Annotated in this window: 16 protein-coding genes; 9 read left to right on the top strand and 7 right to left on the bottom strand. The window is 49.3% G+C overall.

From position 1 onward, the window contains the following. Window positions 1-616 precede the first annotated feature (616 nt). The 4 genes from R0134_RS07905 to rnd all read left to right on the top strand — a co-directional run bounded on the left by R0134_RS07905 (window position 617) and on the right by rnd (window position 6,638). Window positions 617-2,539 carry an ATP-dependent DNA helicase gene (locus tag R0134_RS07905; RefSeq protein ID WP_413641455.1) on the top strand — a complete coding sequence of 641 codons (1,923 nt, stop codon included), beginning with the start codon at window positions 617-619 and terminating at the stop codon, window positions 2,537-2,539. 1 nt (window position 2,540) lies between these two features. Then, window positions 2,541-3,260 (top strand): tRNA (adenosine(37)-N6)-threonylcarbamoyltransferase complex dimerization subunit type 1 TsaB, encoded by a 720-nt coding sequence (tsaB, locus tag R0134_RS07900; RefSeq protein WP_319784240.1) that lies wholly within the window; start codon window positions 2,541-2,543, stop codon window positions 3,258-3,260. A gap of 448 nt (window positions 3,261-3,708) precedes the next feature. Continuing rightward, the gene (locus R0134_RS07895) at window positions 3,709-5,421 is read left to right on the top strand and encodes an AMP-binding protein (RefSeq protein WP_319784239.1); all 1,713 of its coding nucleotides are present in this window, start codon (window positions 3,709-3,711) and stop codon (window positions 5,419-5,421) included. A gap of 122 nt (window positions 5,422-5,543) precedes the next feature. Then, window positions 5,544-6,638 carry a ribonuclease D gene (rnd, locus tag R0134_RS07890; protein ID WP_319784238.1) on the top strand — a complete coding sequence of 365 codons (1,095 nt, stop codon included), beginning with the start codon at window positions 5,544-5,546 and terminating at the stop codon, window positions 6,636-6,638. 207 nt (window positions 6,639-6,845) lie between these two features. Here the strand turns inward: rnd and minE are convergent, their stop codons facing one another. From minE to minC, 3 genes are read right to left on the bottom strand one after another with little or no spacing between them, the layout of a single operon-like run. Continuing rightward, window positions 6,846-7,133, bottom strand: a complete 288-nt coding sequence (gene minE / locus R0134_RS07885; RefSeq protein WP_319784237.1) for a cell division topological specificity factor MinE — start codon at window positions 7,131-7,133, stop codon at window positions 6,846-6,848. 3 nt (window positions 7,134-7,136) lie between these two features. Next, window positions 7,137-7,949: a septum site-determining protein MinD gene (gene minD / locus R0134_RS07880; RefSeq protein WP_319784236.1), complete on the bottom strand. Its 813-nt coding sequence runs from the start codon at window positions 7,947-7,949 to the stop codon at window positions 7,137-7,139. 23 nt (window positions 7,950-7,972) lie between these two features. Further along, window positions 7,973-8,671: a septum site-determining protein MinC gene (gene minC, locus R0134_RS07875; protein WP_319784235.1), complete on the bottom strand. Its 699-nt coding sequence runs from the start codon at window positions 8,669-8,671 to the stop codon at window positions 7,973-7,975. A 105-nt stretch (window positions 8,672-8,776) separates the two neighbouring features. Between minC and R0134_RS07870 the strand changes: the two genes are divergently transcribed. The 3 genes from R0134_RS07870 to R0134_RS07860 all read left to right on the top strand — a co-directional run bounded on the left by R0134_RS07870 (window position 8,777) and on the right by R0134_RS07860 (window position 10,375). Beyond that, window positions 8,777-9,058, top strand: coding sequence for a YcgL domain-containing protein (locus tag R0134_RS07870; protein ID WP_319784234.1), 282 nt, complete (start codon window positions 8,777-8,779; stop codon window positions 9,056-9,058). 215 nt (window positions 9,059-9,273) lie between these two features. Further along, on the top strand, window positions 9,274-9,936 hold the full coding sequence (locus R0134_RS07865; RefSeq protein ID WP_319784233.1) for a fumarylacetoacetate hydrolase family protein: 663 nt from the start codon (window positions 9,274-9,276) through the stop codon (window positions 9,934-9,936). 4 nt (window positions 9,937-9,940) lie between these two features. Then, the gene (locus tag R0134_RS07860; RefSeq protein WP_319784232.1) at window positions 9,941-10,375 is read left to right on the top strand and encodes a YcgN family cysteine cluster protein; all 435 of its coding nucleotides are present in this window, start codon (window positions 9,941-9,943) and stop codon (window positions 10,373-10,375) included. Window positions 10,376-10,765: 390 nt separating this feature from the next. Here R0134_RS07860 and dsbB read toward each other — a convergent pair whose 3' ends face one another. Continuing rightward, a complete protein-coding gene (dsbB, locus tag R0134_RS07855) occupies window positions 10,766-11,287 on the bottom strand; it encodes a disulfide bond formation protein DsbB (RefSeq protein WP_319784231.1) in 522 nt (173 codons plus the stop codon). Window positions 11,288-11,482: 195 nt separating this feature from the next. Here dsbB and fadR point away from each other — a divergent pair, with 195 nt between their 5' ends. Continuing rightward, window positions 11,483-12,277 carry a fatty acid metabolism transcriptional regulator FadR gene (gene fadR, locus R0134_RS07850; protein ID WP_319784230.1) on the top strand — a complete coding sequence of 265 codons (795 nt, stop codon included), beginning with the start codon at window positions 11,483-11,485 and terminating at the stop codon, window positions 12,275-12,277. 127 nt (window positions 12,278-12,404) lie between these two features. Here the strand turns inward: fadR and R0134_RS07845 are convergent, their stop codons facing one another. From R0134_RS07845 to R0134_RS07835, 3 genes are read right to left on the bottom strand one after another with little or no spacing between them, the layout of a single operon-like run. Continuing rightward, window positions 12,405-13,919 (bottom strand): SpoVR family protein, encoded by a 1,515-nt coding sequence (locus tag R0134_RS07845; RefSeq protein WP_319784229.1) that lies wholly within the window; start codon window positions 13,917-13,919, stop codon window positions 12,405-12,407. After that, window positions 13,912-15,195 carry a YeaH/YhbH family protein gene (locus tag R0134_RS07840; RefSeq protein ID WP_319784228.1) on the bottom strand — a complete coding sequence of 428 codons (1,284 nt, stop codon included), beginning with the start codon at window positions 15,193-15,195 and terminating at the stop codon, window positions 13,912-13,914. The genes R0134_RS07845 and R0134_RS07840 overlap by 8 nt, the downstream gene beginning before the upstream one ends. A 22-nt stretch (window positions 15,196-15,217) precedes the next feature. Then, window positions 15,218-17,140 carry a PrkA family serine protein kinase gene (locus tag R0134_RS07835; RefSeq protein ID WP_319784227.1) on the bottom strand — a complete coding sequence of 641 codons (1,923 nt, stop codon included), beginning with the start codon at window positions 17,138-17,140 and terminating at the stop codon, window positions 15,218-15,220. 1,074 nt (window positions 17,141-18,214) lie between these two features. Between R0134_RS07835 and R0134_RS07830 the strand changes: the two genes are divergently transcribed. After that, window positions 18,215-19,339, top strand: a complete 1,125-nt coding sequence (locus tag R0134_RS07830) for a CdaR family transcriptional regulator (protein ID WP_319784226.1) — start codon at window positions 18,215-18,217, stop codon at window positions 19,337-19,339. Window positions 19,340-19,583 lie beyond the last annotated feature (244 nt).

Genomic DNA, 19,583 nt, shown 5'->3' with positions numbered 1-19,583 from the left:
TGAATTCACGGAACAATAGAGATCAAAGCTAAAAGGGAGATCTGCGACTAAGACCTGACAATAAATAGGTACCTGATTACCCACAAAGCTCAGCCATGTTTCAGAGATATAAGCACCATTGAATTCAATAGGTTACAGGGAGGTACCGCCTCTTCGGTAAAGAATATGAGGCTCAGTTTGGTATTTTGACCTTGTAGGGGCCAATTTATTCGGCCCGGTTTGGTTTTTGGTTTACATCTAAACCTCAGTAACAGCCAGCAGAGCTGGCCTGCCGAATAAATTGGGCAGCTACAAAGAACAAACCGAAACAGGATGCATTATGGCTGAGGTTCATACGTAATCAGGAATAGGTATGAGTCACTTTTCGAACTTATCCCTGCTCAATTTTTCCGCGTCTTCCGAGGGTTCCGTTGCAGATATGTTTTTATCCTTGCAGGGCGCAAAAAAGCCGCAGGAGTGTCGCACGGGTGGGGTAAAAACGGAATACTTAGGCGGTGTCTTGCTAACGCTTTTGTGACGGCTTTTGTTATCATGACTTTTTGCTTAATGAGACTCACCGGTTTTGGATGATGACAGCACACTTATCGGCACTAATTTGACGGATCCTGCTACGGAACTGTCAGCGGACCCTGTTACCGACTTGTTTACCCAAGAGGGGCCTTTGGTGCAGGCGATTGACGGTTTTCAGCCGCGCGCCGCGCAAATTGCCATGGCCGAGGCTGTCACCCAAGCGCTGCACACCCAGCAACCACTGGTAGTGGAAGCGGGCACCGGTACCGGAAAAACCTTTGCGTATTTGGCTCCTGTGCTGGCCTCGGGCAAGAAAGTTATCCTCAGTACCGGCTCCCGTAATCTGCAAGAGCAGCTGTTTCATCGAGACTTGCCGACCTTAATGAAGGCCATGGATTATCATCATCCGGTGGCTTTGCTTAAAGGGCGCGCTAACTATATTTGCATCGAACGCCTTAATTTACTCAACGACAGCGTGCCGCACTTGTCGCCGGAGGGCTTGGCTGACTTACAGCGGGTACGCCGTTTTATGCCCATGACCCACAGCGGTGATATCGGTGATATTCCAGGCTTGGCTGAGCGCAGTGATGTGTTGCCGTTGGTGACCAGTAATAACGATAACTGCCTAGGCCGTGAATGTGGCCATTATCAAGATTGTTTCTTGGTCAAAGCGCGCGCCAAGGCCATGGACGCGCAGGTGGTGGTGGTAAACCATCATTTGTTTTTTGCCGATATGGCGGTGCGTGATACGGGCTTTGGCCAGCTGATTCCCGATGCCGATGCGTACATCTTGGATGAAGCCCATCAGTTGCCGGAGATTGCAGGCCAGTATTTTGGTCAGAGTCAGTCTAGCCGCCAATGGTTGGAGCTGGCGCGCGACTTGCGTTTGGCGCAAAAAATTGAAGCCAAAGACATGGCGCAAATCAGTAAGGCGGCGGATCAAATTGAGCGCCATGCTCAAGACTTACGCTTAACCTTTGGTTATGACAGCTCCCGCGGCCAGCTTCGACCTATGTTGGCCAAGCATGAGGTGAATCAGGCTTTGCTACGCCTGAACGACAGCCTGACCTTCGCCTATGAAGTCTTGAAGCTGGCGCTGGGCCGCGGCGAGCAGCTCGATCAAGGTTTTGAGCGGCTGGTGAGTTTGCGTGCCCAGCTTGAGGCGGTCACGCGGGTGCAAGAAGACGGTTATTCCTACTGGTATGAGTGCACCCGCTTACACATTAGTTTTCATAAAACGCCCTTGTCGGTGGCCAAGCGCTTTTCCGCAGAGCTGGCCAAAGAGTCGGTGAGCTGGATTTTCACCTCGGCCACCTTGGCGGTCGGCGACAGCTTTGCGCACTTTTGTGCCGATATGGGGCTGGATGATTGTCGGACCCTGCAATTAGACAGTCCCTTTGACTACCAGCAGCAGTCGCGGCTTTGTGTGCCACGCTATTTGCCGGCGACGAATGCGCCTAATCGTGGCCGACAACTGGCCGAAAGCCTGCTGGAGACCTTATCTTTAGTGCCAGGTGGCAGTTTTTTTCTCTGTACCAGTTATAAAGTCATGAACGAAGTGGCGCTGGTGTTGCGTGAGCAGCTGGATCGCACGGTACTGGTACAAGGGGAAGATAATAAAGTGCGCTTGTTGGAGCAATTTAGCCAAGACGGGCGGGCGGTATTGGTGGCCACCAGTAGCTTTTGGGAAGGCATAGACGTACGCGGGCAAGCCTTGCAGTGCGTGGTGATCGACAAACTGCCTTTTAGTGCGCCAGACGATCCGCAGCTGAGCGCGCGCCTTGAAGATTGTAAACGCCGCGGTGAAGACGGCTTTGCCAAGGTGCAATTACCCAAGGCCATTATTACCTTAAAGCAGGGCGTGGGTCGCTTGATCCGCGATATCAGCGATAAAGGCGTGCTGATCATTACCGACGACCGCTTAGTGAACCGCGCCTACGGCGGCGATTTCCTCAATAGTTTACCGGCTATGCCGCGCACCCGCAGCTTGGCCGAGCTCAACACCTTTTTATTAACGCTGGAGCAATAGCATGACCCGTATTTTAGCGATCGACACGGCTACTGAAGCCTGTTCCGCCGCCCTGTGGCAAGACGGCCAGTTACTTAGCCGTTATGAAGTGGCGCCTCGTGGTCATACGGACTTAATTTTACCCATGGTGGCCGAGTTATTGGCCGAAGCTGAGCTTAGCCTTAATCAGCTGGACGCCTTAGCCTTCGGTCGAGGACCTGGCTCGTTTACTGGGGTGCGCATTACTTTAGGTGTGGCTCAAGGCTTGGCCTTTGGTGCTGACTTACCATTACTGGGCGTGTCTAATCTACAAGCACTGGCTCAAGGCGCGTATCGGGCTTGTGGTAGAGAGTGTGGCGGCGAGATTGCTGCAGAGAGCGGGGCAAAAACTGCATTAGCCGCTATAGATGCGCGCATGGGCGAGATTTACATCGGCGGCTTTGCGCTGCGTGATGGCGTAATGACCAGCACCGACACCGAGCAGGTAGTGGTGCCCAGCGATTGGCTGGCCGCCAATTCAGATAAGCACTGGGCGACAGGTGTGGGCTCAGGCTTAGTCACTTACCCAGAACTCTTGTCGCGGGTGGGTGAGCTGTGCACAGCACTGCCGTATCCAGAAGCGCAGGATCTGTTGCCTCAGGCGCTACAGCTCTGGCAGCAAGGGCAGGGCGTGGCGGCAGCAGACGCATTACCGGTATATTTGAGAGACAAGGTTACCTGGCAAAAACTGCCGGGCCGCTAAGGGAGCACAAGTGGTCATATTTCACATCAGGCAGCGTTTAGAGAACCCCTGCTTCTTATTTTACGCACAGCGGCCGTACCATCGCAGCTTGCAGTATCGCAAGCAGCGGCGGCGCAGTAATTTACGTCGGACTCGATTGTGGCATTTTAGGCGGCGATAGTGTGTCGCACTTTAGGTGAGGCTTGCCATGTAGCAGATAATAACGTGCTCGGTAATTACGTGATAGTAGTAGACTTGTGTTACATTTTAGTTAATTGGTCGTGGTCAGATGAGTTGTTTTAGAGTAAAAGCTTTAAGTAGGCATTTTAAATGAGCTCTTTTCTATATGGGTCCTTATTTTGAAGCGACTTGTTTTTAAATTGACCTGTTAACTAACTTTAAGATGAGGACAGCATGCGTTACTGCTCATCTTTGCTATCACCATTATGTCCTGTCCCGGGAGAATGATATGGAACATATGCAAACCGACCCGCAGCCGATGCCGTTCACGGGTAAACCTTGGTTGAATCGTTATCCGGCAGATGTGCCGGCAGAAATAGACGCCGATAAATTTAGCTCGTTAATGCATATGTTTGAGCAAGGCATAAAGGATTTTGCCAATGCCCCTGCCTATACCAACTTTGGTAAGACCATCAGTTATCAACAGTTAGATGTTTTATCGCGCGACTTTGCTGCTTATTTGCAAAACAGCTTGCAGCTTAAAGTAGGCGATCGCATCGCATTAATGATGCCTAATTTGCTGCAATATCCGGTGTGCTTGTTTGGTGCCTTGCGGGCGGGGTTAGTGATAGTAAACGTCAACCCCTTGTATACGGCACGCGAGCTCAGACATCAGTTGGCGGATGCGCAAACCGACACCATCGTCATAGTGGATAACTTCGCCCATACCTTGACCGAAGTGCTGCAAGATACGCCGATAAAAAATGTGATTTTAACCCGCATGGGCGATCATTTAGGTTTAGTGAAGGGGACTGTGCTGAATTTGGTGGTGAAATACATCAAGAAGCTGATTCCCGCCTATGCGCTGCCCAATGCCATTCATTATCAGACGCTGATGCGCGAGGGCAAAAACTTATCCTACACTCGGCCCGAGCTTAAGGGTGATAGCTTGGCTTTCTTGCAATATACCGGAGGCACCACGGGGCGATCGAAAGGCGCCATGTTGAGCCATCGTAATATGTTGGCCAACGTGGAGCAGGCGCTCGGTGTATATAAACCTGTGTTGAGTATTGGCCAAGAAAAAGTGGTCACCGCTTTGCCCCTCTACCATGTGTTTGCGCTAACGGTAAACGGTCTGTTGTTCTTTCGTATCGGTGCTCATAACTTATTGATCACCAACCCGCGTGATATTCCCAGTTTTGTGCGCGAGCTAAAGGGCTTTGATTTTAGCTGTATTACGGGGGTAAATACGCTGTTTAATGTATTGATCAACAATGATGAGTTTCAAAAACTCGACTTTGGTAGTTTGAAGCTGACTATAGGCGGGGGCATGGCCGTGCAACGGGTGGTAGCTGAGCGTTGGCAAAGTATTACCGGTAGTCGCTTGTTGGAAGGTTACGGTTTGACCGAATGCTCGCCCTTGGTGACGGTGTGTCCCTACGACATGGAAGGGTATAACGGCTCTATTGGCCTGCCCGTATGTTCGACCGATGTGCGTTTGGTGGATGATAATGATCAAGTAATTACATTGACGCACACCCCAGGCGAAATGGAAGTAAAAGGCCCGCAGGTGATGAGCGGCTATTGGTTGGCAGAAGCTCTAGACGCCAATAATCCAGACAGTCCGTTTCATGAGGGCTGGGTGCGCACCGGCGACATTGCCACCATGGATGAGCAAGGCTTTTTTACTATCGTGGATCGCAAAAAAGACATGATTTTGGTCTCGGGATTTAATGTGTTTCCTAACGAGATTGAACAAGTGGCCATGCAGCATCCGAGTGTATTAGAAGCCGCGGCCGTGGGCGTGCCTCAAGCCGATCATGGTGAGATAGTGAAGTTAGTAGTGGTGCTTAAACCCGGCACTCAGCTGGATGAAAAGGCCTTAATCGCCCATTGTCGGAAATATCTTACTGCCTATAAGGTGCCGAAAGTGATAGAATTTCGGGACGAATTGCCCAAAACAAACGTCGGTAAAATACTGCGCCGCGAGCTCAGAGACTAGGGCCTGTTGACCTTTCGAAACCGCGAAAGGTTAACAGACCCTAAACCTCTTAAGCTTACATTTGGTTTGAGCTTAAACCCCGGGCCACCGGGGTTTTTTATTACCGCCTATACCGAGTACTCATGACTTATACATTGATCACCGACACCCCAGCGCTCGCTGACTTCTGTAACACCGATGCCCGTGTGCTGGCGCTGGATACGGAATTTATTCGCACTCGTACTTTTTTCGCTAAGCCTGGTTTATACCAATTATTTGATGGCCAGCAAACCGTATTGATTGATCCGGTCATCGTGCCTGACTTATCGCCGTTATGGCAGTTATTACAAGATCCCGCGCGCATTTGTGTGTTGCACGCAGGTGGCGAAGACCTGGAGCTATTACAGCATCAAAGTGGCGGCTTGCCGGCGCATATTCATGACACGCAATTGGCCGCCGCGTTCTTAGGAATAGGTGCGCAAATTGGTTTTGCGCCCTTGGTAGAAAACTTGCTCGGTGTGCATTTGGATAAAGCACATTCGCGCACTGATTGGCTGGCGCGCCCGTTATCAAGCGCACAACTGAATTATGCAGCGGATGATGTGATCTACCTGCTTCCCGTGTATGAGCAGTTAATGGATCGCTTAAGTAATAAAGGCCTAATGGCGTGGTTTGAGCAAGAATGTGAGCGGGGCGTAAAACGACGCAGTGAAAGCGTCGACCCACATTTTGCCTATCTCGATATAAAAAATGCGTGGACACTAGACCGCCAAGCCTTGGCTATTTTGCAGCAGCTTTGCCAATGGCGCCTGACTGAGGCGCGCAGTCGTGACTTGGCCGTGAACTTCGTGGTGAAAGAAGCACACCTGTTTAGAGTGGCAGAGCGTGCGCCGTTAACGCTGGCAGATTTAAGTAGACTGGATTTAGATCCCATGGAGATCCGTCGCCACGGTGAAACGCTGCTCAAGTTTGTGCAAGTGGCATTAGACAGCCCCGCACTGTGGCCAGAGCCGGTACAGCGTTTAATTGATTTTCCTGATTATAAAGCCGAGTTAAAGCGTATTAAGAGCTTGATTGACGTGGCCGGCGAACAGGCTGAGGTCCCGAGCGATGTGATCGCTTCAAAGCGCTTAATTCATCAGTATTTAAGTTGGAAATGGCGCCTAGGGGAAAGCCAAGCGTTAACACCTACTTTATTGCAAGGCTGGCGCGGTGAGCTATTAGCAGGGCAGTTGTGAGTTTACTGTATTTGTAGCCGCCCGTCTCTTTGGTAAAGAGGACTTCGGCGGGCCAGCGTAGCTGGCTGTTTTTAAAACCCACCCAAAACCGTGCCTCAAGAGCACTTACTACGCCACAACGCAAAAAGCGCCAAGCCCAAGAGATAACTGTTAGGATTGGCGCTTTTTTATAACCGACTATCAAAGCTCGATTATCTCACTGCGGGATTAGGAGTCTGTTTTGGGGACAACTTTTTCATCAGGCTCGGGGAACATGATATTGAGCTCTAACACCGACAAGTTATCGCCTTTTTGATCCAGTTGTACCGAGATCTGATCGATCTCTATATTCACGTACTTACGGATCACCGCCAAAATATCTTGTTGCATCTGTGGTAGATAATCTGGGGTATCCCGCTGGCTACGTTCGTGCGCAACTATGATCTGTAAGCGCTCTTTGGCAAGCTGGGCGCTATTTTGATTCTTTCGCGAACGGAAATAGTTCAGTAGAGACATGCGTTAACTCCCAAAAATTCGGCTGAAAAATCCCTTTTTCTCTTCATCGAGGAAGCGGAAAGGGCGCTCTTCGCCTAACAGGCGAGCGACGGCATCGGCATAAGCAAGACCTGCATCCGACTCTCCGTCTAAGATCACGGGCTCACCGGCGTTGGAAGCTTTTAATACCGCTTGTGACTCTGGGATCACACCCAACAGCGGAATGGCCAGAATTTCCTGTACGTCTTGTACCGCCAACATATCACCGCGAGCAACGCGCTCAGGCGAGTAACGGGTCAGCAACAGGTGCTCTTTAATGGGCTCCATATTTTGCTCTGCACGCCAAGATTTAGACGACAAAATGCCCAGCACCCGATCAGAGTCTCGTACCGAGGACACTTCTGGGTTAGTGGTAATAATAGCTTCGTCGGCGAAATACAAGGCGATCAGCGCACCGGTTTCTATGCCGGCTGGCGAGTCACAAATAATGTATTTAAAGTCCATGGCCGCTAAATCTTTCAAGACTTTCTCTACCCCTTCACGGGTCAGTGCGTCTTTGTCTCGCGTTTGCGAGGCGGGCAAAATATAGAGATTTTCTACGCGTTTATCGCGGATCAACGCCTGATTTAAGTTGGCATCGCCGTTGATGACGTTAACAAAGTCATACACCACACGACGCTCACAACCCATGATCAAATCTAGGTTACGCAGGCCGATATCGAAGTCGATAACGGCTGTTTTGTGACCTAGCACGGCTAAACCGGTACCAATGGCCGCACTGGAGGTTGTTTTACCCACCCCCCCTTTACCTGAGGTGACAACGATAATTCGAGCCATATTTGCTTCCTAAAATCGTAAAATTAGAGTAGATCGAACGTTAATTGCTCGTCGACCAAAGATATAGTGACCGCCTGTTCCCAGTGTTCACCTTGTAATCCTGCACTTATTTGGTAATGGCCTGCGACTGACACCAGCTCAGCCATGAGTTGTTGGCAATAAATACGTGCCGACTCATTGCCTTTCGCGCCTGCGACGGCGCGACCGCGCAGCTGGCCGTATATATGAACACTGTCATCGGCGATAACTTCAGCACCATTACTGACTGAGCCCAGTACTACCAGCGAGCCATTAGGTGCATAAAGTTGTTGACCGGAACGCACCGGCCCCCGATGCACCTTAGTATTGGGCAAATTGAGCAGTTCGGCCGGAGGCTCTTTTGGCTCGATATAGGTAGGGGTGACGGCTGTGGTGGCTTTACCACTGCTGATCACCGCCAAACCGGCGGCCCGCGCCGCCGCTCGAGTCGCGTCATCTTTAGCGCCCGTGATACCCACCGGCACTAAGTCGAGTTCTCTAAGTGTGTTGGCCAATGCAGTAAAGTCAGGAGCCTGCAGTAGCTTTTCAATATTAATTACTAAAGGTGCAGCGCGAAAAAAAGCCGGCGCCACGGCTATTTTTTCTGCCAACAGCCGCCTTACTTCATTGATATCCTGTTCCGCTATGTGCACCACAGAAAGAGTAAAGCTGCTGCCTTTTAATTCAATACCATGCTCCGCCATAAGCGGCTGTCCCCCAAGGATCTAATCCTTTTTGTTATTGGTCGCGCTGATGTTATAGTTTGGCGACCTTACTGGCAATAAAGCCGACGGATTATAGCAATTTCCATGTTATCTGTAGTATATAAAAGCCTAATCAAGGCAGAAACCTATCTTTTTGTTGAACGACGCGACGACTTCGCTCGCGTACCTGCCCCTTTGTTGCAGACGTTCGGCACTCCTAAATTGACCATGATCATTAACTTGGCCACTAAAACTCATTTGGGGCAAGCAGACTTAAGCAAAGTGCGCGCCGCGCTCATTTCGCAAGGGTATTATCTGCAATTGCCACCGCCGCCTGAGGATTTGCTTAAGCAATTTAAAGAGCAACAGGCTCAAAGCCGAGAGTAGCATATAATGATACGGCAGCTTCGGCTGCTGTGTTTTATTCGAACGCTCAGCAAGCCACTCACTTAGTAAGCTACTAAACTTAACAAACAACTAATTAGTCTTAAAATATCTGTTCGCCATAAAATATGAGGTAGCCTTAAATCTCAGAATTTAAGTGAAGCCTGATATTCGGCTCTTCAATATAGCAGACTATTTCACGCCAAGAGGAGCGTCTCATGTATCAACATCTGGACATACAAGGGCAACCGCTGCCTTACGGCGTAGGTAAAGTGGTGTGTGTGGGACGCAGCTATCGAGATCATGCCACTGAGCTCAATAATCCCATTCCGAGCGAGCCGCTGCTGTTTATCAAGCCGGCCAGCAGCTTAGTCAACCTATCGGCACCCTTAGTGTTGCCTAAGGGCTTGGGCGCGATTCACCATGAAGTGGAAGTGGCACTCTTGATTGGACGGCGTTTGTGTCATGCAGATGAGGCCGAAGCGCTGGCGGGCATTGTGGGAGTGGGCGTGGCGCTGGATTTAACGCTGCGTGATGTACAAGATAAATTGAAAGCTCAAGGTCACCCTTGGGAGCGAGCGAAAGCGTTTGATGGTAGTTGTCCGATTAGCCCTTTTGTCGTACCGGATTGCGTCAATCGCCTCAGTGAGCTTGAGTTTTCGTTAGCGGTGAATGGTCAACTTCGCCAAGTGGGTAATACCCGAGATTTAATGTGGCCAGTAGGGTTATTACTGACCGAAATGAGCCGGTGTTTCACCCTTAACCCCGGCGATATCGTGCTCACCGGCACCCCTAAGGGCGTTGGCGAGCTACTGGCAAAAGATTCACTTGAGCTGCAACTTGACGGTCAATACCGTTTTAATGCGGTCGTAGCAGGATAAAATAATGCAAAGCAATTTTTGGCATACCAAGAGCCTAGATGAAATGTCGGATCAGGAATGGGAAGCCTTGTGTGACGGCTGTGGTAAATGCTGTCTCAATAAACTGATTGACGAAGATACGGATGAGCTGATCCACACCAATGTGTCCTGTGAATTACTGAATACCCACAGCTGCGCGTGCAGTAACTACGAAAACCGGTTTGACATAGTGCCGGACTGTTTAAAGATCACGCGGGATAAGCTGGATGATTATTTTTGGCTGCCCTCTACCTGCGCCTATCGCTTATTAGCCGAAGGCCAGTCTTTGCCTGCTTGGCATCCGCTGCGCACCGGCTCTAAAAGCGCCATGCACCAAGCTGGACAATCGGTGCGGGGTAAGGTCGTGCCTGAGTCTAAAGCCGGCGCCTGGGAAGAGCATATTATTACTTGGGCCAGTTAACTGGTTGTGAGGGGTAAAGCGTGTAGAGGCCGCTTTAGCTGGCCCTTATCTTAGGTAAAGAGTTACGCAGTAAAACAAGAGCCTACAAACCACATCAATGTTAAACGAGGTGTGTTTTGTAGGTGGCCTTTGTCAACGCCGTGCGGTTTGAAGATTTTGGTGGCGCTACGCGCCACCGGCCGACTAAAGATGGCCTCTACAAAAGATGGGATTCTGCGCGAAGTCTGAACTTAGGTTGATGTTGTATCAGAACCTGCTATGCAGGTTTTAGCGGCTAAAGCACGCTACTACATGGGCGCAGCTTGCTGATATCGCTAGCGCTGGTTTTTGTTTAGCTCGGCGCTATATTCTTGCCTCACACCTCACACCTCACACCTCACACCTCACACCTCACACCTCACGCTTCATCGTCCCCACCAACCTCACCACAATAAACAACAGCGCCAAGGCGGCGAGCACTGCAAATATTCCTAATAGCCATTGAGGCATGCTTAAAGCCAACCAGCTCCAGCTTACATCTGCACAATCACCAGTGGGGAAGAACACACTGGGCAGTAAACGTTCCAGTGGCAGCCAGCTTGGAAACTCGGCCACTGTGGTGCACTTAGCGAAGGGCGAGGGATTAAATTGATAGTGAATGTGCTCCTTAGCGAGCAACAAGCCTTTGCTGGCCGCCGCTAGCCATCCCAGCATGGCAATGGTACTGAGTAGAGGCTGGCGGGGTGCTAGCCAACCTAAGGCGCCGGCTAACATAACACCGACCAAGGCCGCCCTTTGATAAACGCACATCACACAGGGCGCCATCTTTAAGCCGTATTGAAAAAACAGCGCTATGGCTAATAACAAGGCCGAGCCTAAGGTGAGTAATGCCCACGCCTGACGGACGCGAGAAAACCTGAATAATCTTTGCATCGAAAATATTACCTCTATCGGAGAAAACGGGGCGGCCCATATGTTAGCCATGCAATAGGCTTACTGTGAAGGGGGCCGTTGAACGCTTGTCGCGCACTGGTCAGCTCTGTTATTATCACGCCATTCATTTACTTGCGGTTAGTGACGGCCGTAAGCCAAAAAAATTCATGCAACTCAGGCAAGCTGAGTGATCCCATGGTAATGAAGGCGGCCAATATCATTAACACCCGAGCGACTAAGACCAATGCGCTTAAAACACCGGCGAGTAAGACCAGTGTTATTAAGGCGCACAGCCCCGCTAATTTTGCGGAGCAATATATCATAGAATCCATTTGGAACAGCCATTTTGCGCCCGGTTCTATTTTGCCTGCAGAGCGTGAGTTGTCTGAGCTGATTGGTGTGACGCGCACCACCTTGCGTGAGGTGTTACAACGCCTGGCGCGCGATGGCTGGTTGACCATACAACACGGTAAGCCGACTAAGGTAAATAATTTTTGGGAAACCTCTAGCCTTAATATTCTCGAAACCTTGGCCCGCCTTGATGAAGATAAAATGCCGGAGCTCATTGAGCATCTGTTGTCGGCGCGCACCCACATTAGTTGCATCTTTATTCGCGCCGCCGTTAAAAACAATCCCGAGCAGGTGGCCCACGCCACTGCGGATTTAAGCTTGCTAAACGATGATGCAGATGCCTTTGCCGCCTTTGATTATGAGCTGCACCATAAGCTTGCCTATGCCTCTGGCAATCCCATTTACGGTCTGATTTTGAATGGCTTTAAGGGGTTATATTGTCGGGTGGGGCGTTATTACTTTGCCTCGCCGGCGGCGCGCCAATTGGCGATTGACTATTATCAGACATTATCGACCTTGGCCGCTGAGGGTAATGGCAGCGAAATCGTCGACTTGGTCCGAGAATACGGTAAAGCATCAGGCCTATTATGGGGAGAGATGCGTGAGCAATTGCCAGTAGGCTTTGTGTCTCCAACCTAATTTAATTAGAGCGATGGCGCTTAATGTCAGTAGCGACACAAAAAGGTCGGCCTAGTAACTAGGTCGACCTTTTTTAATGGTTATTCAGATATACCTGATGCATTAGGTATTGAACATAAGCGCGGGCTTATAGCTCGCGCTTAGGGCAGCGGCCGATAATAGAGGCGCTACCGTCAGCCACTTCTTGTTCTAACACCACATCAAACCCCCACAAGCGATGCACATGCTTCAGCACTTGGTGGCTGGAGTCAGACAGCGGAATGCGGTTGTGCGCGACATAGCGCAAGGTTAAAGAGCGGTCTCCTTTAAGTGCCACGTTATAGACCTGAATGTTGGGCTCTAAATTGGCCAAGTTATATTGGTTAGACAGTTTTTGCCGGAGCTGTTGGTAGCCTTGCTCATCGTGTATGGCAGAAATTTGTAAAAAGTTTCGTGTGTCATCATCACTAACCGCAAACAGACGCAAGTCGCGCATGACCTTGGGCGAGAGAAACTGACTGATAAAGCTTTCGTCCTTAAAGTTCTCCATGGCAAAGTGCAGGGTGGTTACCCAATCTGAGCCGGCGATATCCGGAAACCAAGCTTTATCTTCTGCCGTGGGCTGCTCACAAATACGCCGTAAGTCCATAAACATGGCAAAGCCCAGTGCATAAGGGTTAATGCCTGAGTAGTGCTGACTGGTATAGGGCGGTTGATACACCACATTGGTGTGGTTGTGTAACACTTCCATCATAAAGCTGTCGGTAACTAAGCCCTCGTCATACATGTGCTGAGTAATGGTGTAGTGCCAGAAGGTAGCCCAGCCTTCGTTCATGACTTGGGTTTGCTTTTGCGGATAAAAATACTGGCTGATCTTGCGCACGATACGCACCAGCTCCCGTTGCCAAGGTTCGAGCAGCGGCGCATGTTTTTCAATGAAATACAGCAAGTTTTCTTCCGGCTCAGCGGGATAACGGCGCTCTTGCTCGGCTTTAGTGTCGTCAGAGCGGGGTAGCGTTTTCCACAGTTCATTGACCTGAGTTTGCAAATAACTTTCACGGGATTTTTGACGACGTCGCTCTTCGGCTAATGACAGCTGCTGTGGGCGCTTGTAGCGGTCTACCCCATAGCTCATTAACGCATGGCAACTGTCGAGAATGGCCTCTACTTGGGCGATACCGTGTTTGTCTTCGCATTCACTGATGTAGTGTTTAGCAAACAAAAGGTAGTCGATAATGGACTCGGCATCGGTCCACGCTTTAAACAGATAATTGTTCTTAAAAAATGAGTTATGGCCGTAACAGGCATGGGCAATCACCAATGCTTGCATCGGCAGTGTGTTTTCTTCCATTAAGTAAGCAATGCAGGGACTGGAGTTGATCACGATTTCATAGGCCAATCCCATCTGACCCCGCTTGTAGTTTTGTTCGCTTTGAATGAATTTCTTACCGTAAGACCAATGGTGATAGCCGATCGGCATACCGATACTGGAGTAAGCATCGAGCATTTGCTCACCGGTAATGATCTCAATTTGGTTAGGATAAGTGCTTAGGCGATAGCCTTTGGCGATGCGGGCAATTTCCTGATGATAGGCTTCGAGTAGCTCAAAACTCCATTCAGGGCCGTCACTGAGCGGACGGACTTGGCGTAGGGTTTCAGTCATGGGCGCCTCTCACCGCTTGTTTTTTAAAGAGTTCACGAAATACCGGATAGATGTCATCGACCGTGCGTATATGCTCCATGGCAAAGTTAGGGAAGTCCTGAGCCAGCACTTCATATTCTTGCCATAAACTTTGATGAGCCCGATTAGTAATTTCGATATAAGCGTAATAGCGCAGCATCGACAGTAAATCGTCACCGAGCAGTTTCTTACACAAGGGAGAATCGTCGGCCCAGTTATCGCCATCTGAAGCTTGGGCCGCATAAATATTCCATTGCTGCGGGGGGTAGCGGTCGTCTATGACTTCTTTCATTAAACGCAAGGCGCTGGACACAATAGTGCCGCCGGTTTCTTGCGAGTAAAAGAACTCCTGCTCGTCCACTTCTTTGGCTTGAGTGTGATGGCGAATAAACACCACCTCCACGTTTTTATAAGTACGGGTTAAAAACATATACAGCAGCAGGTAGAAACGCTTGGCCATGTCTTTGGTGGCTTGATCCATGGAGCCGGAGACGTCCATCAAGCAAAACATCACCGCTTGGGTGGAGGGCACCGGGCGCTGTACAAAGTTATTAAAGCGCAAATCAAAGGTATCAATAAAAGGGACGGCGGCAATGCGCCGTTTGAGCTCGATAATTTCTAGCTCTAGTTCTTGAATGCGTGCGAAATTGCGCGAGGGGTGGCGACCCAACTCCAGTAATTCTCGCTCCAACTCGGCCACGGTTTTGCGTTTACCCACTTGCAGCGCCATGCGCCGCGCTAACGATTGGCGCAGTGAGCGTACAATATTGATGTTAGCCGGCACGCCTGCCGCGGAGTAGCCGGCCCTAAAGGTTTTCATTTCATTGATCTTATTGAGCTTGTTCTTCTCCAAATTGGGCAGCTCAAGGCCATCGAACAATAAGTCTAAGTATTCGTCTTTAGAGATATCAAAGTGAAAGTCGTCTTGGCCTTCGCCTTGATTGCTGGCGTCGCCGCTACCACTGCCGCCAGATCCTCCGCCTAAGGGACGGTCGATCTTATCACCAGCAATAAATTGGTCGTTGCCCGGGTGTACCTGCTCCCTCAGGCCTCCCTTGCCTTGATGAAAGATAGGCTCAGAAATATCACGGGTCGGGATAGAGACACTCTCCCCGTTATCTATGTCCTGAATACTGCGTTTAAGCACCGCATCTGACACCGCTTTTTTTAGTTGTTGTTGGTAGCGGCGGATAAAGCGCTGCCGGTTGACAGCGCTTTTGTTGCGGCCATTTAGTCGTCTGTCGATAAAATGCGCCATAATTTCCCCCAACGCTCACTTATTAAGTGGACTTGCGCACGCGCAGATACCACTCAGATAATAATCGAACCTGTTTACGGGTATAACCTTTCTCCATCATGCGGGCGACAAAATCATCGTGTTTTTTCTGTTCATCAGCACTGGTCTTGGCATTAAAGGAGATGACCGGTAATAGCTCTTCTGTATTCGAAAACATTTTCTTCTCGATTACGGTTCTGAGCTTCTCGTAACTGGTCCAGTTCGGATTCTTACCGGCGTTATTGGCGCGTGCCCGCAACACAAAGTTCACTATCTCGTTACGGAAGTCTTTGGGGTTACTAATGCCCGCTGGCTTTTCTATTTTCTCCAGTTCGGCGTTGAGGGCTGAACGGTCAAACAGCTGGCCTGTATCCGGATCCCGATATTCCTGATCTTGGATCCAAAAGTCTGCATACACCACGTAGCGGTCAAAGATATTTTGCCCGTACTCGGAGTAGGACTCTAAATAAGCGGTTTGAATTTCTTTACCAATAAACTCCACATACTTAGGAATAAGGTGGCCCTTAATAAACTCTAAGTAGCGGTCGTGCGTCTCTTGAGCAAATTGTTCACGCTCAATTTGTTGCTCCAGTACATAGAACAAGTGCACTGGGTTGGCGGCTATCTCCGTGTGGTCGAAGTTAAACACCCGCGATAAGATTTTAAAGGCAAAACGGGTCGATAAGCCGCTCATACCCTCATCCACGCCCGCGTAGTCTCGATACTCCTGGTAGGACTTAGCCTTAGGATCCGTGTCTTTCAAACTCTCCCCGTTATAGACCCGCATTTTGGAGTAAAGGTTAGAGTTTTCAGGATCTTTTAAGCGAGACAAGACGGTAAATTGGGCCAACGCCTCTAAGGTACCTGGCGCGCACTTAGCATGGGCCAACTCACTGTTAGTCAGCAGCTTTTGGTAGATATCAATTTCTTCCGTGACCCGTAAGCAATAGGGTACTTTCACGATATAAACCCGGTCTAAGAAAGCCTCATTGTTACGGTTGTGCTTAAAGTGTTGCCATTCTGACTCGTTCGAGTGCGCTAAAATAATGCCTTCGAAGGGCAGGGCAGACAAACCCTCAGTACCGTTATAGTTACCCTCTTGAGTAGCGGTCAGTAAGGGGTGGAGCACCTTAATCGGCGCTTTAAACATTTCCACAAATTCCATCAAGCCTTGGTTAGCTTTGCACAAGGCGCCGGAATAGGAGTAAGCATCCGCGTCATCTTGGGAGAAGTGCTCCAATTGACGGATGTCGACCTTGCCCACTAAGGAGGAAATGTCTTGGTTGTTGTCATCACCGGGTTCGGTTTTCGCGATGGCGATTTGATCCAATACCGACGGATAGACTTTCTCTACTCGAAAGCGAGTAATGTCGCCTCCGTACTCATGCAAGCGCTTCACCGCCCACGGCGACATAATGGCTCGTAGATAGCGCTTAGGAATACCGTACTCTTGCTCTAACACGGCGCCGTCTTCTGTCGCATCAAATAAACAGAAAGGGTGATCGTTAACCGGTGAGCCTTTAATACGATACACCGGCATTTTTTGCATTAAGGCTTTAATGCATTCCGCCAATGAGGATTTACCGCCGCCCACTGGGCCCAACAAATATAAGATTTGTTTCTTTTCTTCTAACCCTTGTGCCGCGTGTTTTAAATAGGACACAATTTGTTCAACACTTTCCTCCATGCCATAAAACTCAGCAAAGGCTGGGTAGCGTGCAACCACCCTATTTGAGAACAATCGACTTAATCTTGGCTCATGTGCCGTGTCGACCATTTCAGGTTCACCGATTGCCATTAATAGCCGCTCGGAAGCGGAGGCATAACAGGCTTTGTCTTCTCGACACATATCGAGAAACTCTTGCAGGCTATACTCTTCTTCCTTGGCTTTTTCATAGCGTGATTGGTAATGCTCGAAAATACCCATGATGTCATCCCCCTAAAAACCGAACTCAAGCTGAATAAGCTCTTTAACTGGCTTTACTTGAGCCTTACGCGCATCTTCATTCCCTTGTTGAAAGGTTAGACACGATTTGGGCTTTGCGCTTGTGTAACGCTCAGAAATATCGATGAATTTGCGAAACTAACCACATTTTTGGCTGCTGCATAAGGCCATTATTTGTAAGACTGGAATGAGACTGTCGCAAAAATCATCCTCAAAACATAAGCAAATGCTTGCGAGGGGCATTAGTGGCTAACGTTGACGTCAATGTTGGCTGCTTGTGTCGTAAGAAATGGGAGGGTGGGGATTGTTCTTTTATCCGTTGACTTCATATTTCTCAGCAGTTAGATTGGATAAACATTACAGCTTAGTCAATTGCCCAGCTTGAGTGGGCAGTCACGCAGCTCTAATGTGTAGCTCTGTTTAAGCACGTTTCCGTTTATTTTGCCCTCGCTTACGAGGGTTTTTTTGTTTTTTATCTTACTCTTATTTCCGTTAACGTAACTATGCATGTTTTGTGGCAGCCAAAGAGGCAGTATTCTTCTCTTTATACTGGTGCTGCTGGCGCAAAAGCCCATTTATGTTCGCACTTATGAAAATCAAAGCCAAAAGCTGGCGCTAACAAACCAATCGATAAGTGAATTAATCGGTCATCATTACGCTAATATTTATTATGCCAACATACAAAGGCTTAATGAATGTCTAACTCTGCCAACTATCCAGCGTGCTGTTAACCCTTAGCTTGCAAAAAACGCAGTTACCAAAGCTCGTTCATCTTTATAATCTGCGGCTAGGACTCACGCATTAGGGGGGGAGGCAAGTTAGGTGTGCTACAAATTGGGAATGGCAGGTTGAGTGGGATAACTGAATGATGGCAAACATTGAACTTAATGCGCTCAATCGACAAAGTGCCCCCCACACATGTTTTGCATGTCTAAAATGATAACATAGCTCTAGCACTGCTATTGATACGAGCCTAAATGATGACATTTACACTTAATCTGGCTCTTAACGTTTAAATCTCAACTTTCACTCTCATCATCAATCTCAAAGGCAATAATGATGGAAATTGAAGATATTATTGCTGAAAAGATCATCGCCCGTACTAAGGGGCTAATCCCCTACGACATCAACGTGATGAACAAGCAGGGCATAGTGGTGGCGTCCACCGATGCCAGCCGAGTAGGGCGCGAGCATCAAGGTGCGCGCTGGGTGATTGAGCATCAAGAGTCGGTGACGGTGGATCTTGCCGATACCCGCTTTTTAGCCGGCGCTAAGCCAGGCGTCAATTTGCCCATCGAGTATCAAGGTAACTGCATCGGCGTGGTGGGGATTACCGGCGATCCTGACCGAGTATGCGAACTGGGTGCCTTATTGAAAATGACGGCAGAGCTGTTAGTGGAGCAAAGCCGCGAAAAAGATGCAGCCCTGCAACTGCGCATTGAAAAAGAGAACTGCATTAAGCAATTGCTGCAAGGCCAGCTGGATGAGACAGAGGCCTGCGCCCAGTTAAAGAAATTACAACTCAGCTTACGGTTGCCGGCACTGTGCGTAACCATGAAGCCTGCGTATCCGCCGCGCATGATGCAACAAAAACTAGACCTTACTCCCGCCTTAGAGCTGGCCTTAAATGGTCTATTTTGTTTTAACTCAGACGCAAGTTTGAGCTTTATCCTCGATGCTAACGCGAATGTCACGGCTAAAATAGCAGAGACTGGTCGATTGTTAGGCCAACCGTTTAAGACCGGTATTGGTGCAACTGTCACTGCTTATTCGACGCTGGCCTTATCGCAAGCCACCGCCAGTGCGGCACTGCAGTTTGGGCTAGTCGAGTTAGATAGTGTGAGCGGTGACGCCAGTGCTACTTTAGATAGCAACAGCTACTACTACGACAGTCATAAAGAGAAAATCATCATTAGCTCCATCGCCAAAGGCTGGCATCTGTCGGAGCTCACCAAAGAATACCGTGCTCTGTGTGCACAAGATGCCAATGGCGCGCTGCGCTTAACGCTGCAAACCTTAATGTCTTCCTCTATCGACATGAGCTCGTGCGCCCAACAGCTGAATATTCACCGTAATACGCTGCGTAACCGCCTCGAAAAAATTCAAGACATTACCGGTGTCGATTATAAAAAGTTGGATCAGCTCTTCCGTTTGTATTTGGGTAAAATTATCCTCGATTAAGGGAGTAACCGTAGGCGGCAATTTATTCGCCGCGGTGTTGTGGTTTTTTTAATACCCTCCAGCTGCGCTGGCCTGCTGAAGTCCTCTTTACCGAAGAGAGGGTCTTCAATGTATCAAGCTAAGCATCAATGAACATTTATCGTGCCATACAGTCGTAAGCAGGGCGCTAGATGCACATAATTCTCTGTATATGACTGTGCATTTGCACATGGCCTTTTACGACCAGAACACAGATACTAAGCTC

It is taken from the genome of Oceanisphaera sp. IT1-181, from assembly GCF_033807535.1.
Classification (GTDB): Bacteria; Pseudomonadota; Gammaproteobacteria; order Enterobacterales; family Aeromonadaceae; genus Oceanimonas.
This window is presented reverse-complemented; position numbering and strand designations above follow the sequence as displayed.

Bases quoted from the DNA above. Each gene is read 5' to 3' on its own strand.
- R0134_RS07895 (WP_319784239.1), top strand. From the start codon at position 3,709: ATGGAACATATGCAAACCGACCCGCAGCCGATGCCGTTCACGGGTAAA.
- R0134_RS07840 (WP_319784228.1), bottom strand. From the start codon at position 15,195: ATGGCGCATTTTATCGACAGACGACTAAATGGCCGCAACAAAAGCGCT.
- R0134_RS07845 (WP_319784229.1), bottom strand. From the start codon at position 13,919: ATGACTGAAACCCTACGCCAAGTCCGTCCGCTCAGTGACGGCCCTGAA.
- minE (WP_319784237.1), bottom strand. From the start codon at position 7,133: ATGTCTCTACTGAACTATTTCCGTTCGCGAAAGAATCAAAATAGCGCC.
- minC (WP_319784235.1), bottom strand. From the start codon at position 8,671: ATGGCGGAGCATGGTATTGAATTAAAAGGCAGCAGCTTTACTCTTTCT.
- R0134_RS07835 (WP_319784227.1), bottom strand. From the start codon at position 17,140: ATGGGTATTTTCGAGCATTACCAATCACGCTATGAAAAAGCCAAGGAA.
- R0134_RS07865 (WP_319784233.1), top strand. From the start codon at position 9,274: ATGTATCAACATCTGGACATACAAGGGCAACCGCTGCCTTACGGCGTA.
- rnd (WP_319784238.1), top strand. From the start codon at position 5,544: ATGACTTATACATTGATCACCGACACCCCAGCGCTCGCTGACTTCTGT.
- dsbB (WP_319784231.1), bottom strand. From the start codon at position 11,287: ATGCAAAGATTATTCAGGTTTTCTCGCGTCCGTCAGGCGTGGGCATTA.
- tsaB (WP_319784240.1), top strand. From the start codon at position 2,541: ATGACCCGTATTTTAGCGATCGACACGGCTACTGAAGCCTGTTCCGCC.
- R0134_RS07830 (WP_319784226.1), top strand. From the start codon at position 18,215: ATGATGGAAATTGAAGATATTATTGCTGAAAAGATCATCGCCCGTACT.
- R0134_RS07860 (WP_319784232.1), top strand. From the start codon at position 9,941: ATGCAAAGCAATTTTTGGCATACCAAGAGCCTAGATGAAATGTCGGAT.
- R0134_RS07870 (WP_319784234.1), top strand. From the start codon at position 8,777: ATGTTATCTGTAGTATATAAAAGCCTAATCAAGGCAGAAACCTATCTT.
- fadR (WP_319784230.1), top strand. From the start codon at position 11,483: ATGGTAATGAAGGCGGCCAATATCATTAACACCCGAGCGACTAAGACC.
- minD (WP_319784236.1), bottom strand. From the start codon at position 7,949: ATGGCTCGAATTATCGTTGTCACCTCAGGTAAAGGGGGGGTGGGTAAA.